The following is a 17,087-nucleotide window of genomic DNA, read 5'->3' as shown; positions in this document are numbered from 1 at the left end:
AACGCCACGTGATCCGGCCCCCTTCTCGCCAGCGGCGACAAGGGGGCCGGTTCTCGTAGGGTGCGCGGGGGCGACGGCGCCACCGGGGCCACCTCATCCGCGCCACCGCGGACCCCTCACCTGCGCCGGAGGATCCCGTCGACGATGTAGTCCACGTAGGTGGAGACCAGGGAGTCGATGTCGTAGTCGTCCCGCAGCCACCAGCTCACGCCGTTCATGAGGTCCAGGATCGCGACGGCCGCACGCATCGGGTCGTCGACGCCGAACTCCCCGGCGCGGATGCCCGCGGCGATCACGTCGCGCACCCGTCGCTGGTAGTACTTGCGGTACCCGACCACGCGGTCACGGTGTTCCTCCGTGAGCGCGGAGAGCTCCCGTAGGCTCACCAGATGCTCCACACGGTTCACCGCGAGGTGGCGGAGGTGGACGTCGATCAGGGCGGTGAGCCGCTCGGTCGGTGTCCCGGTCTCGTCGAGGACGAGCAGGTTCTCCTCCACGGGCACACGGGTCATCTTCAGTGCGATCGCGTAGAGGATCTCCTCTTTGGAACCGAAGTGGTTGTACAGGCTGGCGCCCTTGATCCCCACCGAATCGGCGATGCCGCGCATCCCCGCCGAGTGGTAGCCCTGCTCGGCGAAGTACTCGGCCGCCGCGGCCAGTATCGAGTCGCGTCTGCTGGGCTCGGTGTTCAGCGTCTCAGTCCTTTGCGTGCAGGCGGCGCAGCTCTCTCTTGAGTAGCTTGCCCTGGGGGTCCGTCGGGAGCCCGTCCACGATCGTGATCACCTTGGGGACCTTATATCCTGCGAGCGCCGTCTTGCAGTGCTCTCGCAACTCCGGGCCCGACACGTCGCTGCCGTCGACGGCGATGACGAACCCGGTGACGGCCTCGGACCAGTACTCGTCCGGGAGTCCGACGACGGCGGCACGCGCCACCCCGGGGTGCGCCTGGAGGACGCGCTCGACCTCCTGGGAGGACACGTTGTATCCCCCTGTCTTGATCATGTCCTTGTTGCGGTCGAGGAAGAACATGTTGCCCTCGGCATCGCGTCGGACGATGTCACCGGTGTGGAGCCACCCGCCGTCGAGGACCGCGGCGGTCTTCTCGGGATCCCTGAAGTACCCCGCCATCACCGACGGGGTGCGGCACAGGAGCTCCCCGCTCTCGGACTCGTTCCCGTCGGCGTCGACCACCTTGACCTCCAGATGGCCGACGGGCTTGCCGATCCAGGTGGGGTCCTGCCCGGGAACGTCCTCGAGTTGCCTGAACCAGCCGACCGACCCCAGCTGGGTCAGCTCCGACTGGCCCCAGTAGGTTCCCCAGATCGACCGCGGCGCGGCGCGGTGCCAGGCGTCCACCGTTCGCGGGGAGACCTGTCCCCCGTAGGTCAGACACCGCTGGATGGTCCCCACCGCGTCGGGCCCGAAGTCCGGATGGTCCGCCAGCGAGATGAAGAACGTGGGCGTCTGAGCCAGGACCGAGATCTGCTCCGTCTTGATCATCGCCAACACGTCGGCGGGCGCGAGGCTGGCCGGGAGGACGAGAGTCGCGCCCAGCAGGATGAGCGAGGTCAGCGAGCCGATGCCGGCGATCGTGTGGAACGGCATGACGAAGAGCCAGACGTCGTCGTCCAGGCAGCGCAACCCCCACGTGTAGGCGGGCGAGGTGGAGATGAGGTAGTTGCGATGCGGCAGCATGACCCCTTTGGGGGCCGCTTCGGTCCCGCTCGTGTAGACGATCATCGCGAGGTCGAGCTCGTCGACGTCGCATTCGGGCTCCGTGTCCGAGGACGAGTCGAGGAGACGGTCGAAGTCGTGACACCCCGGGTCATCGGTGGAGCCGGAGTCCGGACCGTCGGGTCCCATGCCGTCGGTCCCCGTTCCGTCAGGCGCCGTGGCGTCGAGCACGATGATCTCGGGCCGGTGTCCGGAATCGCCGAGCGCCGCCCGGACGACCGGGAGGAACTCCGCGGCGACGACGACGGCCGCGGGCTCGAGGTGGTCGAGCTGATGAGCCACCTCTCCCACCCCCAGCAGCACGTTGATCCCGGAGTAGGCGGCCCCGATCTTGAGAGCTCCGTAGTAGGCGATGACCGACTCGACACGGTTTCGTGCCATCACAGCGACCCGGTCGCCGCGGGACACGCCGAGTCCGAGGAGCATGTGAGCAGCCCGGTTGGCGCCACGGTCGAGCTCACCGTAGGTGGTGACGGTCCGCCCGCCACCGGGGGCGTAGGAGACGATCGCGGCTTTGCCGGCCCGGCTCTGCGCGTGACGCCGGAGCTGATCACCGAGGGTCGCCCGTCCCAGGAGGGCGGACTGCGTGGAGGTCAGGCGCCGGTCCGTGGTGCGACCGTCCCCCGGGTTCTGGCGGGACTCGGGGGCACTCGAGGGGACTCGAACCGGCTGTTCCATGATTTCTCACTCTCCCGCGGCACTGACCGCCGTTAGTATGATCTGGCTCATACTTGCATCGCCAGCGGATGTGGTCAACCCGCCCTCGCGGGCAGACTTCGCATCTCTTCGCCGACTGATGTCAATCTCTTGGCCCTGGGACTAACTGCTGTTAGCCTGCGACGTATGACCACAGTCACTGAATCGGACCGTCGCCGCCTCCATTCGGCGGTCCGCGCGGGCAACGTCCCCACCCTGCTCGCCGTCCTACTGGAGCTGACGGCCGACGAGCGGTGGATGGCACCCCGCTATCAGCCCACCCGCAGTCGGGGCATGGACGACAACGCGACCGGGGGCCTTCCGGACGGGATCCAGGCCGAGATCCAGGACGCGGTGATCGACGCTGTCGAGCGCTGGTGGGAGTCGGGGAGGCCTCCCCGGCCGGAGGTCGGGCACTCGGACGTCGAACGGCTGCTCAACTTCACCTGCGGCGAGACCGTGCCGCCGGACTTCGCCCCGATGATGGCGGAGATCGTCAACGGGCCGCGGATCGCGCCGGCTGCCGCCGCACCCGACGAGCGCCTCCACGCGATCGTGATCGGCGCCGGCATCGCGGGGATGATGGCCTCGGTGGAGCTCACCCGTGCCGGCATCCCCCACGTGATCCTGGAGAAGAACGACGACGTGGGCGGTTCCTGGTGGGAGAACCGCTATCCCGGAGCCGGGGTGGACACCCCCAGCCACCTTTATTCGATCTCCTCCTTCCCCCACAACTGGTCCACGCACTTCGGCAAGCGCGACGAGGTCCAGGGTTACCTCGAGGCCTTCGCGGAGGCGAACGACATCCGTCAGCACGTCCGGTTCCGCCACGAGGTCACGCGCGCGCAGTTCGACGAGTCAGGGCAGTCATGGCGCGTGACGGTCCGTCGGCCTGACGGTGGATCGGAGGTCCTGGAGGCACCGATCCTCATCAGTGCGGTCGGCCTTCTCAACCGCCCCAAGGTCCCGAACCTCCCGGGAATGGAGGGTTTCCGGGGTCGTCTCTTCCATTCCGCCGAGTGGCCGAGCGACCTCGACGAGCCGGACGCCCTGCGGGGCAAGAGGGTGGGCATCGTGGGGGCGGGCGCCAGCGCGATGCAGATCGGCCCGGCCATCGCGGACCGGGTCGGTTCCCTGACGGTCTTCCAACGCTCACCGCAGTGGATCGCCCCCAACGACGACTACTTCGCGACCATCGACGAGGACGTGCACTGGCTGATGGACCACGTCCCCGGGTACCGGGAGTGGTACCGCGCCAGACTGTCGTGGATCTTCAACGACAAGGTCTACCCCACCCTCCAGGTGGACCCCGAGTGGCCGGAGCCGAGCGCCTCGATCAACGCGACCAACCACGGGCACCGCAGATTCTACGAACGCTACCTCCGCGATCAACTGGGCGACCGCGACGACCTCATCGAGGCGTCACTGCCGGACTATCCCCCCTTCGGCAAGCGGATGTTGCTGGACAACGGCTGGTTCGCGATGTTGCGCAAGCCCCAGGTCACGCTGGTCCCCCGCGGGGTCGAGGAGGTGACGCCCTCCGGACTGGTCGACTCAGACGGCGTCGAGCACGAGCTGGACATCATCGTCATGGCGACCGGCTTCCACAGCGTGCGGATCCTCTACCCGATGGACATCGTGGGCAGATCGGGGCGCTCCACCAGGGAGATCTGGGGGGACCACGACGCGCGCGCGTATCTCGGCATCACGGTTCCCGATTTCCCCAACTTCTTCATCATGACCGGGCCCAACACGGGCCTGGGCCACGGCGGCAGCTTCATCACCATCCTGGAATGCCAGGTCAGGTACATCATGGATGCGCTACGGCTGATGCGCACGCAGGACCTCGGCACGCTGGAGTGCCGCAGCGAGGTCAACGAACGCTACAACGAGTCCGTCGACCGGCAGCACGCGCAGATGGTGTGGACCCATCCGGCGATGGAGAACTGGTACCGCAACCCGGACGGTCGCGTCGTGTCGGTGCTGCCCTGGCGCATCAACGACTACTGGGCCATGACCAACAAGGTCGACCCATCGGACTTCCACACCGAACCGGTCCGCGCCACGCCGGCCCGGGCCGCCGCCACCGGGCGGTGACCGTGCGGGACGAGGCCGCCGCGGCGCCGCACGGCGGACCCCTGGCAGGACTCCGGGTGGTGGAGATGGAGGCCATCGGGCCGCTCCTGCACGCGGGTCTCATGCTGGCGGACCTCGGCGCCGAGGTGATCCGGGTGGTGCGACCCGTCCCCGTGGGGGCCGACGACGGCAACGACGACGCGAACGCGGGAATGCTCCGGGGCAGGACCGAGCTCGCGGTCGACCTGACCGAACCGGACGGGCTGCGCCGGGTGCGCGACCTGGTGGGCCGCGCCGACGTCCTGATGGAGGGGTCCCGCCCGGGAACGATGGAGAAACTCGGTCTCGGCCCCGACGTGTGGCAGCAGGAGAACCCGGGGTTGATCTACGGCCGCATGAGCGGCTGGGGACAGGAGGGACCGCTGGCCCGCGTGGCCGGACACGACATCAACTACCTCGCACTGTCAGGCGCCCTGGGGCAACTCGGCCCGGCCTCCGGGCCGCCCACACCACCGCTGAACCTCGTCGGCAACTTCGGCGGAGGGTCGATGTTCCTGCTGGTGGGGATCCTCGCCGCCCTCCACGAGCGGCAGCGGACGGGCCGGGGCCAGGTCGTGGACGCGGCGATGGTCGACGGCGCCGGTTCCCTGACGGGTCTGGTCCGATCGTGGCAACACTCCGGGCGATGGTCGTCCCGCCGGGGCACCAATCTCCTCGACGGCTCGGCACCGTTCTACCGGGCCTACGAGTGCGCCGACGGCGGGTTCGTCGCGGTGGGAGCGCTCGAGGACGTGTTCTATGACCGCGTCGTGCGCGGTCTCGGGCTGGATCACGCCGACCTGCCGAATCGCTGGGACACCACCAACTGGGACGCGCTGACCGCGCTCTTCGGTCGGTCGTTCGCCTCGCGTGACCGCGACGCCTGGGCCGAGGTCTTCGACGAGCTCGACGCGTGCGTCACACCGGTGCTCACACTCCGGGAGGCCACGCTCCACGACCACGCGGTCCGGCGGGAGTCCTTCGTCGACGCGGGGGGCTACCCGATGCCCGCCGCGGCCCCTCGGATGAGCACCTCCCGCGGAGCGGCACCGCCTCGAGCGCGGTCGGACATGGACGCGGTTCTGTCGCGGTGGAGGAATTCGCCCCGGTGAGGTCCGTGTTCCCGGTGAACGGCGGTGGCGCCCCGGGCCGGCGCCTCCGCCCCGGCGGTCAGACCTCCCGCGCCATCGCCCGCCCGGCCTTCATCCCGGAGAAGATGCAGCCGCCGAGGAAGGTGCCCTCGAGCGAGTTGTAGCCGTGGACCCCGCCGCCACCGAAACCGGCGACCTCCCCCGCCGCGTACAGACCGGGGAAGGGCTCCCCGTCCGGTCGCAGACACTGGGAGTCCAGCGTGGTCTCGATCCCGCCCAGGGTCTTGCGGGTCATGAGGTGCACCTTGATCGCGATCAGCGGGCCACCCGAGCCAGCAGCGGATCCCTTGCCGGCGCCCGAGTCCGCGAGCAGCTTGTGCGGCTTGGCGATGCGGGTGAGCTTGTCGGTGAGCACCCGGCGAGAGTTGTGGATGGCCTGCACCTGCGCGTCCTTGGCAAAGGGGTTGTCCATCTGGCCGTCCATCGACAGGACGAACTCACGCACACTCTCCACGTCGAGCTCGGGCTCGTCCCCACCGACCAGCTCGTTCATCCCGGCGACCAGCTCCTCCAGGGAGTCGGCCACCACCCAGTCCACGCCCTTCTCGGCGAATGCGCCGACCGACGCCGGCAGCCCCTTCTTGGCGCGGGACAGGAACTTCGTGACCACCTTGTCGGTCATCTCCGGATTCTGCTCGGAACCGGAGAGCACGAACTCCTTCTCCGCGATGGCCGAGTCCAGGACGAACCACGAGTAGTCGAACCCGGTCCGGCGGATGGCCTCGACGGAGGCGGTGGTGTGGAACCCCGGGAACAGCGGCACGGGCATCCGCGCGCCCGTGGCGTCCAGCCACAGCGTCGACGGGCCCGGGATGATGCGGATGGCGTGAGAGGGCCAGATGGGCGCGAAGTTGGCGACCCCCTCGGTGTAGTGCCACATCCGGTCGCGGTTGATGAGATTCGCTCCCGCCGAGCCCGAGATCTCGAGCATGCGGCCGTCGACGTGCTCCGGGACCCCCAGGATGAGGTCCCGCGGCGCGTCCCCCATCCGGTCCGTCGGCCAGTACCGGCGCACCAGGTCCGGGTTGCCGCCGATCCCGCCCGAGGACACGAGCACGGCGCCGCCGCGGAACTCGAAGGTCCCGGTCTCCTCGCGGGGCGAGGACACCCCGCGGTCCAGATCGCACGGGACCAGGGTGGCCCCGCGGACGCCGACCGCCCGACCGTCCTCGACCACGATCTCGTCGACCCGGTGCCGCACCGCGAACCGCACCAGCCCCTCGGCGGCGGCCGCGCGAACCGGTTCCTCGAAGATCCGCACCACCTCGGGCCCCGTGCCCCAGGTCACGTGGAAGCGCGGCACGGAGTTGCCGTGGCCCCCCACGTCCCCGCCACCACGTTCCGCCCAGCCGACGGTGGGGATGATCTTGAGCCCCAGCGCGTTGAGGTACGTCCGCTTCTCCCCCGCCGCGAACTCCACGTACGCCCGCGCCCACCGACGGGGCCAGTGATCCTCCGGCCGGTCGAAGGCGGCCGACCCGAGCCAGTCGCGCCACGCCAGGTCCAGTGAGTCGTGAATGCCGATACGCCGCTGCTCGGGGGTGTCCACCAGGAACAGGCCGCCGAGTGACCAGTACGCCTGCCCGCCCAGGTTCTTCTCGTTCTCCTGATCCACCACGAGAATCTTCTTGCCCGCCCGGCTCGCCTCGTAGGTGGCCACCAGCCCCGCCAGCCCGTGACCCACCACGATGATGTCGGGCTCGAACCCGGGTTCGGGAGCCGGGAGCGGCCCGGCGTTGGCCGCGGTCGAGGCGGACGGCGGGGCGTACGAGGGGTAGACGGGGCGGACGGGACGGGCCTCCCCGGCTGTGCGGCCGGGGCGCGACGAGAAGTTGGTCATGAGTCCAGTGTGCCGGGTCACTCCAGGAGATGACGCAGATACCGCTCGGGCGCCGCGAGATACCGGCGGTAGTGGTCCACCATCGCCAGGTCCTCCCAGCGGCGACGGCTCATCCCCTCCTCCGACAACTCGTATACCGCCGCCCCCGGCACGGAGGCCAGGATCGGCGAGTGGGTGGCCATGAGCACCTGGGTGCTCCGACGGCCGGCCAGGTCGAGCAGCAGCGCGACCAGCCGGAGTTGGGCGTCGAAGGACAACCCCGCCTCGGGCTCGTCCAACACGAACAGCCCGCCGCCGGTGAACCGTGAGTCCAGCAGGTCCCAGAACGCCTCGCCGTGGCTGCGCGCGTGGAAGTCCTGCCCCGGCCCCGTCGCCTGGAGGTAGGTGAACAGGCCGTGGAGGGTCTCGGCCCTCACGAAGTAGCCCCACCGGGGCGCCCCGCCCCCGCGCACCAGTCGCAGCGCGTCGTGCAACGGGGACTCCGACGCCCACGTCGAGTTCCGGGCGCCGGTGGACCCGCCCTCGGCGTTGAGGCCGAACGCCATGGCCACCGCCTCGACGATCGTGGACTTACCGGACCCGTTCTCCCCCACCAGGACGGTGAGGGCGTCCAGCTCCAACCCTTCGCGCACCAGAGCCGATACCGCGGGGACCGAGTACGGCCACGACCCGGCGCGCGGCACGAGCTGGGGGTCCACCGTGACGCGGACCAGCGGCCGCGGGTCCAGCACGCCGTCTCGACTCACGCGGCCACGGTACCGTGGCCGACATGCGGATCCACCAGATGAACTGCGGGACGTTCGCCGGACGGGTGCCGACCCGCGTGCTGCTGGTGGAGGCCCGGGGGGGTCTGGTGCTGGTGGACACCGGTGTCGGGCTCCGCGACGTCGCGGACCCCGCCGCCCGGCTGGGCCCGATGAGGCACGCGATGCGCCCGCGGCTGGACGCGGCCGAAACAGCGCGTCGCCGCATCGAGAACATGGGAATGGACCCCCGCGAGGTGCGCCACATCGTGCTCACCCACATGGACTTCGACCACATCGGCGGTCTCGCCGACTTCCCGGGGGCGAAGGTGCACGTGGCCTCCGAGGCCCTGACGTGGGCGGTGCGCACCCCACGCTGGATCGAGCGGCGTCGGTACCGGCGTGCCCAGTGGGCGCACGGGCCGGACTTCGTCGAGTACACCTACGGGACCGACCGGTGGGAGGGCTTCCGGGTGCATCCCCTGGATCACGTCCTCGAGGGGATGATCCTCGTGGATCTGCCGGGTCACACCGTCGGGCATGCCGGGGTCCTTGTCCCGGGGGATCCCGGGGACCCGGGCGAGCTCGACGTCCTGCACGCCGGGGATGCGTTCTACCTCAGGGGGCAGATCGATCCCTCGGTCGGATACCCCAGGGCGATCGCGGTCGCGGAACGCACCCTGTCGCTGGTCCCCTCGGCCGTGGAGCTGACCCACGCGCGCCTCGCGGCGCTGGCCGGGCGTCGCGGCACGGATCTGCGGGTGGTGTGCGCCCACGACCCGGCGGGGCCGGGAGGCGTGCCGGGGTGAGGATCCGGGACACGGCCTGGACTCCCGCCGCGCGCACCGATCCGGACCGGGACCTGTCGGCGCGGGCGGCCGCGGTCGCCGACCTCATGCGGGGCCGGCGCACCACGATTCTCACCGGCGCGGGGATCTCCACCCCCTCCGGGATCCCGGACTACCGCGGCCCCGACTCCCCCGCCCGGACTCCCATGACCTTCCAGCAGTTCGTCGGTGACCCCGGGTTCCGGCGCCACTACTGGGCCCGCAACCACCTGGGTTGGCGACACATGGAGGCCGCCCGGCCCAACGCGGCCCACGCGCTGCTGGTCGACTGGGAGCGCCGGGGGCTGGTCCACGGCGTCATCACCCAGAACGTCGACCTGCTCCACCTCAAGGCGGGCAGCCGCCGGCTCGTGGACCTCCACGGCACCTACGCCGTGGTGACGTGCCTCGACTGCGGGCTGCGCCAGAGCAGGTGGGCACTGCACGAGGAGCTCGACCGCCTCAACCCCGGGTTCGCGGAGCGGGTGGCCACACGCGGCGCCATCGAGGTCGCCCCGGACGCGGACGCCGTTCTCGCCGACACCGCGGACTTCCGCATGGTGGACTGCCGCCGGTGTTCGGGAGTGCTCAAACCCGACATCGTCTACTTCGGGGAGAACGTTCCGGCGCACCGCGTGGCCGCGGCCAACGACCTGGTCGACGAGTCCGACCTCGTCATCGTCGTCGGGTCCTCTCTCACCGTCCGGTCCGGGTACCGGTTCGTGCGGCGTGCGGTGACCACCGGCACGCCCGTGGTCGTGATCAACCGCGGCCACACCCGGGCGCACTCAGAGGCCACCCTGACGATCGACGGCGACTGCGTGGACGTGCTCGCCCTCGTCGACCAGGCCCTGTAGAGACAAGGCCCTGTAGCGACCAGGCACTCCGGCGAGGTCTAGAGCGCCACCAGGTCGTCGGCGTGCACGAGCGGACGTCCCTGGCCCGCCGTACCTCTGCCCGCGGCGCGGTCGGCCAGTCGCGAGCGCACCTCGATCGAGTCGTACTGGGCGATCCCCCTCGCGACGGTCTGACCGGCGGGATCGCGCATCTCGATCACGTCGCCGAAGTGGAACAGCCCGTCGACGCCGGTCACACCCGCCAGCAGCAGCGAGCGCCGCGACCCGGTGACGGCACGCACCGCGCCGTCGTCCAGGATCACCGCGCCCCGCGCGTCGGCTGCGTGGCGGACCCAGAACCGACGCGCGGTCATCCGCTCGGGCCGGGGTGCGAACACCGTGCCCACCCGCGGCTCGTCGGCCAGTGCCTCCGAGGCCAGCTCGGCCGCGGTGAGCAGCACCGGGATGCCGGCGTCGGCGGCGAGCCGTGCGGCCGCGAGCTTGGAGGCCATCCCGCCGGTCCCCAGGGCCCCGCCGGCCCCGGCCACCACCCCGTCGAGGTCGGCCGCACCCGACACCATCGTCACCGCGGTGGCGTCGCCCTTCCGCGGGTCCGAGTCGTACAGGGCGTCCACGTCCGAGAGCAGGACCAGCGCATCGGCGCTGATGAGGTGGGCCACCAACGCGGCCAGGCGGTCGTTGTCCCCGAAACGGATCTCGTTGGTGGCCACCGTGTCGTTCTCGTTGACCACCGGGACCGCGCCGAGTGTGCGGAGACGATCCAGGGTGCGTTGCGCGTTGGCGGCGCTCTCCCGGCGCCCGATGTCGCCGGCCGTCAGCAGGACCTGCCCCACCACGCGGTCGTATCGGGAGAAGGAGTCCCCCCAGGCCCGGGCCAGCTCCAGCTGGCCCACGCTCGCGGCGGCCTGCTTGGCGGACAGGGTCGCGGGGCGGGTGGTCATTCCCAGTGGGGACATCCCCGCTCCGATCGCCCCGGACGAGACCACGAAGACGTCCGACCCCGCGGCCATGCGCGCCTGACAGACATCGGCCAGGGCGTCGAGCTGCGGCCGGCGGATCCCACCACCGACGCTCGTGATGGCCGAGGACCCGATCTTGACGACCACTCGGCGGGCCGTGCCTATCCGGCGCCGCAGCTCCGGTTCACCGGTCACTCCAGGATCTCCTCGTCGGGATCGATCAGGCCGCGGCGCACCCGCTTGCGGTACTTGCGCTCCTGGGCGCCCACGCGCTCGTCGGACTCCAACCGGATGTCCGTGCCACGCCCGGTGCGCATGAGGTCCACGCCCGCCGGGGTCTGGGGCTCCCAGTCGAACGAGACGTCGCCGATGGTGACCGCGCAACCCGCCTGCGCCCCGGCCTTGATGAGCGCGTCCTCGACACCCAGCCGGGCCAGGCGGTCGGCGAGGAAGCCCACGGCCTCGTCGTTGGCGAAGTCGGTCTGGCGGATCCAACGTTCGGGTTTGGATCCCGACACCACGAAGGCACCGGCCTCGTCCGGATCCTTCCGGACCGTGAACTCGACCCCGTCCACGGCCCTGGGCCGGAGGACGATCCGCTCGGGCGCCGCAGGCGGGTTCGCTTTGCGATGGGCCTTGATGAGCTCGTACAGCCCGTACCGCAACTCGTCCAGGCCCCGGTGCGCGACCGCGGAGATCGCGTACACCGGCCAGCCCTTGGCCTCGAAGTGGGCGGTGACCATCTCGGCCATGTCGGCGGCGTCCGGAACGTCGATCTTGTTGAGCACCACGACCCGGGGCCGGTCGGCCAGGTCGCCCAGCCCGGCGCTGGCGAGCTCCGGTTGGTAGGCGGCGAGCTCGGCCTCGAGTGCGTCGACATCCGAGACGGGGTCGCGGTCGGACTCGAGGTTCGCGCAGTCCACCACGTGCGCGAGGACGGCCGTGCGTTCGATGTGGCGCAGGAAGTCCAGGCCCAGACCGCGTCCCTCGCTGGCTCCGGGGATGAGCCCGGGCACGTCCGCGATGGTGAACGTGTCGTCGCCCACCGAGACCACGCCGAGGTTGGGCGCCAGGGTGGTGAACGGGTAGTCGGCGATCTTGGGTTTGGCCGCGGACAGCACCGACACGAGCGACGACTTGCCCGCCGAGGGGAACCCGACCAGTCCGACGTCCGCCATGGACTTGAGTTCGAGGGTCAGGTCGCGGACCTCGCCGGGTTCACCGAGCAGGGCGAACCCGGGGGCCTTGCGGGCCCTCGAGGCGAGCGCGGCGTTGCCGAGCCCGCCCTTGCCGCCCTCGGCCGCCACGAAGCGGGTCCCGGCGCCGACCAGATCGGCCAGCACCTGCCCGTCCTCGTCGAGGACGACGGTCCCGGGCGGTACCGCCAGGACGAGGTCCTCACCGCGGGCGCCGTTGCGGTTGGCCCCCATGCCGGGCTGCCCCTTACCCGCCCGGGCGTGGGGGCGGAAGTGGAAGTCGAGCAGGGTGTGGACCTGCGGGTCCACCACCAGCACGACGTCGCCGCCGCTACCGCCGTTGCCCCCGTCAGGCCCACCGAGCGGTTTGAACTTCTCCCGGTGCACGGACGTGCAGCCGCGGCCGCCGTCCCCCGCCGCGAGGTGGAGCACTACGCGGTCGACGAATCTCGACATGGGCGGACTCCTCCTGCTGCTGGTGGGTGATGGGTGGTGGTGGGACTCGACGACCGGGGTGGAAATGCGCTCGGGGGCCGGGCGTGGGGTCGTCTGACCCCGCCCGGCCCCCGAGGGCGACTTCTCGTCAGCGTTGCCGGGTCAGCCCTCGACGCCGACCGGGACGATGTTGACGGTCTTGCGACCACGCTTGGTCCCGAACTCCACCGCGCCGGCGGCCAGAGCGAACAGCGTGTCGTCGCCGCCACGGCCGACGCCCACGCCCGGGTGGAACTTGGTGCCGCGCTGGCGGATCAGGATCTCGCCGGCGTTGACCTCCTGGCCACCGAAGCGCTTGACGCCGAGGCGCTGCGCGTTGGAGTCACGACCGTTACGGGTGCTGGATGCGCCCTTCTTACTTGCCATGTCCGAACCCTCCTTCAGGGAAGACGCCCGAGGGCGCTGAGCTGGTGGCCTTGGCGGCCGTGATGGATTACTTGATACCGGTGATCTTGAGCACCGTCAGCTTCTGACGGTGACCCTGACGCTTGTGGTATCCGGTCTTGTTCTTGAACTTGTGGATCCGGATCTTCGGACCCTTGGTCTGCTCCACGATCTCACCGGAGACGGAGACCTTGGCCAGGGCGTCGGCAGCGGAGGTGACGGTCGATCCGTCGACCACGAGGATCGGGGACAGGGACACGGAGGTGCCGGCCTCACCCTCGATCTTCTCGACCTTGACATGGTCCCCTTCGGCGACCTTGTACTGCTTGCCGCCGGTCTTGACGATCGCGTACATCGAGGGCTTCCCCTTGCTTCTCGGGTGTGTGACCGCCGCTGGGGACGACCACGACTACTGTGCGGTGTTCTCTCTGACCGACCGACTCTCGTCGGCCGGGATCGCCGGCCCCGGGGCCTCGGAAGGCCCGGCCCGCGACTTCTCGCGCGACGACATAGCGCCGCCACGAGCGACTTGTCAAGGTTACGGCCCGGCGGCGCAGCAGGTCAAACCGGCAGCGCCTCCGGGCCCGAGACCTCTATCGATCGCCCCCGTCGGGAGCGGTCGTGGTCCGCGTCGCGCGTCGACGTGCCGGACGCCGGCGCGGCTCGGCGACCGCGACCGGGGGCGCCTCCGCGAGCGGGGCGGCCGCGACGGGCACCGCCGCCACCGGTGCCGACTCCCCCGAGGGGGCCGTGGACGCGGCGGCACCGGCCTCGCGACGGGTCGACCGCCTGCGCGGTCGGCGGCCGGGCGTGCCGGAACCGGCGGGGTCGGGATCCGATCCGACGGCCGTGACCGTCTGCACGACCTCCGTGGCCTCCGCCATGACCGCCTCCTCGTCCTCGGGCGTCTCGACGGCCTCGACGGCAGCACCGTCCTCCGCCGCGACGGCCGGGGCGATGGTCCCGCCGGCGGGGCGACGAGTGGCGCGACGACGACGGCGACCCGGCCGCGACCCGGCGGCGTCGGAGGAGTCGGCGTCACCGGTCGTGACCGGCGACGTCGGCTCGGCGGTGACGACCTCCGCCTGGCCAGATGTGTCCGTGACCGCCTGATCCGTGTCCGACGACCCTGCGACGGCCTGATCCGGGTCGGGCTTCTCCGCGATCGCCTGCTCGGCCTCGTGACGTGCGATCGCGAGCGCGGCCGGGTGGGCGGCCGGCGCGGGCCCGTCCTTCTTGGGCGCCTGCCTGGGAGTGGTCGACGACGTGGCCTGGGACTCCGACTGATCCGGGTCCGCTCCCTTGCCACCGCGCTTGCGGCCCCGTCGCGAGCCGGGCTCGTCGGCGTTGTGGGACTCGGTGTGCACCGGGTCGGCGTGCACGATCAGTCCACGGCCCTGGCAGTGCTCACACGGCGTGGAGAAGGCCTCGATGAGACCGGTGCCGAGCTTCTTGCGGGTGAGCTGGACGAGCCCCAACGAGGTGACCTCGGAGACCTGGTGCCGGGTGCGGTCGCGGCCCAGCGCCTCGGTGAGCCGCCGCAGGACGAGATCGCGGTTGGCCTCGAGCACCATGTCGATGAAGTCGATGATCACCATTCCGCCCACGTCGCGCAGGCGCAGTTGGCGGACGATCTCCTCGGCCGCCTCGAGGTTGTTCTTCGTGACGGTCTCCTCGAGGTTGCCGCCCGAGCCCGTGTACTTGCCGGTGTTGACGTCGATGACCGTCATGGCCTCGGTGCGGTCGATCACGAGTGAGCCGCCGGAGGGCAGCCACACCTTGCGATCGAGGGCCTTGGCCAGCTGTTCGTCCACGCGGTGGGTGGCGAACACGTCGACGTCGGGGTTGTCGTAGCGCTCGAGTCGACCGGTCATCTCCGGTGCGACCCTCGAGACGTAGTCGTGGACGGTGTCCCATGAGGTCCGGCCCTGGATCACCAGCGAGGAGAAGTCCTCGTTGAACAGGTCGCGCACCACCTTGACCAGTAGGTCCGGCTCCTCGTACAGGGCGATCGGAGTGCCCGAGCCGGAGGAGGTCCGCTTGGCCGCCGCCTCGGAGATCTCGGTCCACTGGGCCGCCAGCCGTTCGACGTCGCGGCCGATCTCCTCCTCGCTGACCCCCTCGGCGGCGGTCCGGATGATCACACCCGAACCCTCGGGGACCACGTCCTTGAGGATCGCCTTGAGCCGGCGCCGCTCGGTGTCGGGGAGTTTGCGGGAGATTCCGGTGGAGTTGCCGTCGGGCACGTACACGAGGAAGCGGCCGGCCAGCGAGATCTGCGTGGTCAGTCTGGCGCCCTTCTGGCCGATGGGGTCCTTGGTGACCTGCACCAGGACCATGTCGCCGGGCTTGAGCGCCTGCTCGATCCGCCGGGCCTTGCCACCGAGTCCGGCGGCCTCCCAGTTGACCTCGCCGGCGTACAGCACGCCGTTGCGGCCGCGGCCGATGTCGACGAACGCGGCCTCCATGCTCGGGAGCACGTTCTGTACGCGGCCGAGGTACACGTTGCCCACCATGGAGCGGGCGGACTCGGTGGTCACGAAATGCTCCACCAGGACCTTGTCCTCCAGCACGCCGACCTGGGTCATGACCCCCTTGCCGTCGGCGCGCTTCTTCTCCCGCACCACCATCACGCGGTCGACGGATTCACGGCGGGCGAGGAACTCGGACTCGGAGAGGATGGGCTGGCGCCGGCGACCGGCATCGCGCCCGTCACGGCGTCGTTGCCGCTTGGCCTCGAGGCGCGTCGAGCCGCTGATGCCCTGCACCTCGTCGGTGGCCGGGCCGGAGCTCTGGCCACCGCGCGCCGAGCGACGGCGCGGTTCGCGCTGCTCCCGCGCGTCGGAGTCAGCGGAGTCGTCACCGGCGGCCTGGGTGTCGTCGTTGCCCGACCCCCCTCCGCGACGACGACGACGGCGGCGCCGACGCGAGCCGGACGGCGACCCGTCGGCGTCGTCGGAGTCCTCATCCGTGGTGTCGTCTTTCGACCCGGACCGCTCGTCGGTGCCGTCGGACGTGTCGGACTCGAGACGGGCGTCGCCTCCACCCGACGCGCCTCCACCCGACGCGCCGGCGGCGGTCTTCTCCTGCTCGTCGGCGACCGCGGCCTCGGGAGCCCCCTCGGTGCTGTCCGTGTCGACGTTCGGCTCGTCCACGTTCTCGCCCCGGCCACGCCCGCGGCCACGACGGCCCCGGCGGCGGCGGCGACCGCCCTCGCCGGCGTCGTTCTGGTCATCGGAGGCGCCGGACGGGTCGGTCTTGCCGGACTTCTCGGTGGTCTCCGCGGCGTCGGATTCGGTCCGGGCCTTCCCGGCCTTCTCGGCCTTGGCGGCGGCCTCGTCGGGCGAGAGGAAGAGAGGAGAGAACGAGGGGGTGGCGGTGGACCGGCGACGGTTGCCTGATTCCGCCGCGCCCACCTCGCCGGTCACGATCGACATCTCCGGCAGGGGCCGACGGCCGGTCGCCCGCGGCCCGGACGTCTCGTCGGCGGCGGTCTCGTCGGCGGCGGTCTGGTCGGCGGCGGTCTTCTTGGTGGCGGTCTTCTTGGTGGCCCGCCCCGCGGCGTCACTGTCGACTGTCGGGTCCGTCGCCGCGTCGCCCGCAGCGGGCGTGCGAGTCTTCCTCGCCGGAGACTTCTCGGCCGGCGCCTTCTTCTCGGCCGACTTTCTGGCCGGCGCCTTCTTCTCGGAGGACTTTCTGGCCGGCGCCTTTCCGGCGCCCGCCTTCTTCGCGGGGGCTGTGTCGGCCGGGACCGTCTCAGCGGAGGCGCCCTGGTCGGCGGGAGCCTCCGCGAGTGCCGCCCCGTCGCCGTCCTCACGGCCGGCGAACCAGGTGAGCAACACCTCGCGGGTCACGCCGGACTGGGCGCTCCTGATCTCCACGCCGATCCCGGCCATCGCGGCCAGGAACTCCTTGCTGGTCATACCCACGGCCTTGGCCGCGGCGTGCGCGCGCATCTTCTCCGGGAGCGCGTTGAGATCGTCGATGGTCAGGGTCGAATCCGACACGTGTCTCCTCTGGCCGGACTCCGGGCGCGATCACGTCACCGGAACAACTCCGGTGACCCACGCCGCCGCACGGGGTCGGCATT

13 protein-coding genes are annotated in these 17,087 nt (G+C 70.9%); 4 read left to right on the top strand and 9 right to left on the bottom strand.

Annotated elements, in window-relative coordinates; all coding sequences use genetic code 11:
* Positions 1–116: 116 nt before the first annotated feature.
* Positions 117–692, bottom strand: coding sequence for a TetR/AcrR family transcriptional regulator (locus CT688_RS05615; RefSeq protein ID WP_107756087.1), 576 nt, complete (start codon positions 690–692; stop codon positions 117–119).
* Positions 693–696: 4 nt separating this feature from the next.
* Entirely contained in the window at positions 697–2,412 is a 1,716-nt protein-coding gene (locus CT688_RS05610; protein WP_231750512.1) for a class I adenylate-forming enzyme family protein, read from the bottom strand.
* Positions 2,413–2,577: 165 nt separating this feature from the next.
* Between CT688_RS05610 and CT688_RS05605 the strand changes: the two genes are divergently transcribed.
* On the top strand, positions 2,578–4,527 hold the full coding sequence (locus tag CT688_RS05605) for an NAD(P)/FAD-dependent oxidoreductase (RefSeq protein WP_197431476.1): 1,950 nt from the start codon (positions 2,578–2,580) through the stop codon (positions 4,525–4,527).
* Positions 4,524–5,657 (top strand): CaiB/BaiF CoA-transferase family protein, encoded by a 1,134-nt coding sequence (locus CT688_RS05600; protein ID WP_107756086.1) that lies wholly within the window; start codon positions 4,524–4,526, stop codon positions 5,655–5,657. The genes CT688_RS05605 and CT688_RS05600 overlap by 4 nt, the downstream gene beginning before the upstream one ends.
* A gap of 58 nt (positions 5,658–5,715) precedes the next feature.
* Here CT688_RS05600 and CT688_RS05595 read toward each other — a convergent pair whose 3' ends face one another.
* Together CT688_RS05595 and CT688_RS05590 are read right to left on the bottom strand one after the other, a co-directional pair.
* The gene (locus tag CT688_RS05595; RefSeq protein WP_197431475.1) at positions 5,716–7,536 is read right to left on the bottom strand and encodes an FAD-binding dehydrogenase; all 1,821 of its coding nucleotides are present in this window, start codon (positions 7,534–7,536) and stop codon (positions 5,716–5,718) included.
* Positions 7,537–7,553: 17 nt separating this feature from the next.
* Positions 7,554–8,282 (bottom strand): AAA family ATPase, encoded by a 729-nt coding sequence (locus tag CT688_RS05590; protein ID WP_231750511.1) that lies wholly within the window; start codon positions 8,280–8,282, stop codon positions 7,554–7,556.
* Between the two features lie 23 nt (positions 8,283–8,305).
* Between CT688_RS05590 and CT688_RS05585 the strand changes: the two genes are divergently transcribed.
* Complete coding sequence (locus CT688_RS05585) at positions 8,306–9,088, top strand: MBL fold metallo-hydrolase (protein ID WP_107758029.1); 783 nt, start codon at positions 8,306–8,308, stop codon at positions 9,086–9,088.
* The gene (locus CT688_RS05580; protein WP_107758028.1) at positions 9,085–9,963 is read left to right on the top strand and encodes a Sir2 family NAD-dependent protein deacetylase; all 879 of its coding nucleotides are present in this window, start codon (positions 9,085–9,087) and stop codon (positions 9,961–9,963) included. Before CT688_RS05585 ends, CT688_RS05580 begins: the two co-directional genes overlap by 4 nt.
* 38 nt (positions 9,964–10,001) lie before the next feature.
* Here the strand turns inward: CT688_RS05580 and proB are convergent, their stop codons facing one another.
* From proB to CT688_RS05555, 5 genes are all read right to left on the bottom strand, one after another.
* Positions 10,002–11,117 carry a glutamate 5-kinase gene (gene proB / locus CT688_RS05575; protein ID WP_107756084.1) on the bottom strand — a complete coding sequence of 372 codons (1,116 nt, stop codon included), beginning with the start codon at positions 11,115–11,117 and terminating at the stop codon, positions 10,002–10,004.
* The gene (gene obgE / locus CT688_RS05570; RefSeq protein ID WP_017835682.1) at positions 11,114–12,574 is read right to left on the bottom strand and encodes a GTPase ObgE; all 1,461 of its coding nucleotides are present in this window, start codon (positions 12,572–12,574) and stop codon (positions 11,114–11,116) included. The genes proB and obgE overlap by 4 nt, the downstream gene beginning before the upstream one ends.
* Before the next feature lie 141 nt (positions 12,575–12,715).
* A complete protein-coding gene (rpmA, locus tag CT688_RS05565; protein WP_017835683.1) occupies positions 12,716–12,979 on the bottom strand; it encodes a 50S ribosomal protein L27 in 264 nt (87 codons plus the stop codon).
* A gap of 67 nt (positions 12,980–13,046) precedes the next feature.
* Entirely contained in the window at positions 13,047–13,352 is a 306-nt protein-coding gene (gene rplU, locus CT688_RS05560) for a 50S ribosomal protein L21 (RefSeq protein WP_017835684.1), read from the bottom strand.
* A gap of 238 nt (positions 13,353–13,590) precedes the next feature.
* Positions 13,591–17,004: a ribonuclease E/G gene (locus CT688_RS05555; protein WP_107756083.1), complete on the bottom strand. Its 3,414-nt coding sequence runs from the start codon at positions 17,002–17,004 to the stop codon at positions 13,591–13,593.
* Positions 17,005–17,087: the final 83 nt, after the last annotated feature.

The organism is Dietzia sp. JS16-p6b (assembly GCF_003052165.1).
In the GTDB taxonomy this organism is placed as follows: Bacteria; Actinomycetota; Actinomycetes; order Mycobacteriales; family Mycobacteriaceae; genus Dietzia.
Note: the sequence above shows the minus strand (reverse complement) of the source record. Positions and strands in the feature narration are given on the sequence as shown.

Coding starts and splice junctions, on each gene's coding strand:
- CT688_RS05610 (WP_231750512.1), bottom strand. CDS start 2,412: ATGGAACAGCCGGTTCGAGTCCCCTCGAGTGCCCCCGAGTCCCGCCAG.
- CT688_RS05605 (WP_197431476.1), top strand. CDS start 2,578: ATGACCACAGTCACTGAATCGGACCGTCGCCGCCTCCATTCGGCGGTC.
- CT688_RS05595 (WP_197431475.1), bottom strand. CDS start 7,536: ATGACCAACTTCTCGTCGCGCCCCGGCCGCACAGCCGGGGAGGCCCGT.
- CT688_RS05585 (WP_107758029.1), top strand. CDS start 8,306: ATGCGGATCCACCAGATGAACTGCGGGACGTTCGCCGGACGGGTGCCG.
- obgE (WP_017835682.1), bottom strand. CDS start 12,574: ATGTCGAGATTCGTCGACCGCGTAGTGCTCCACCTCGCGGCGGGGGAC.
- rpmA (WP_017835683.1), bottom strand. CDS start 12,979: ATGGCAAGTAAGAAGGGCGCATCCAGCACCCGTAACGGTCGTGACTCC.
- rplU (WP_017835684.1), bottom strand. CDS start 13,352: ATGTACGCGATCGTCAAGACCGGCGGCAAGCAGTACAAGGTCGCCGAA.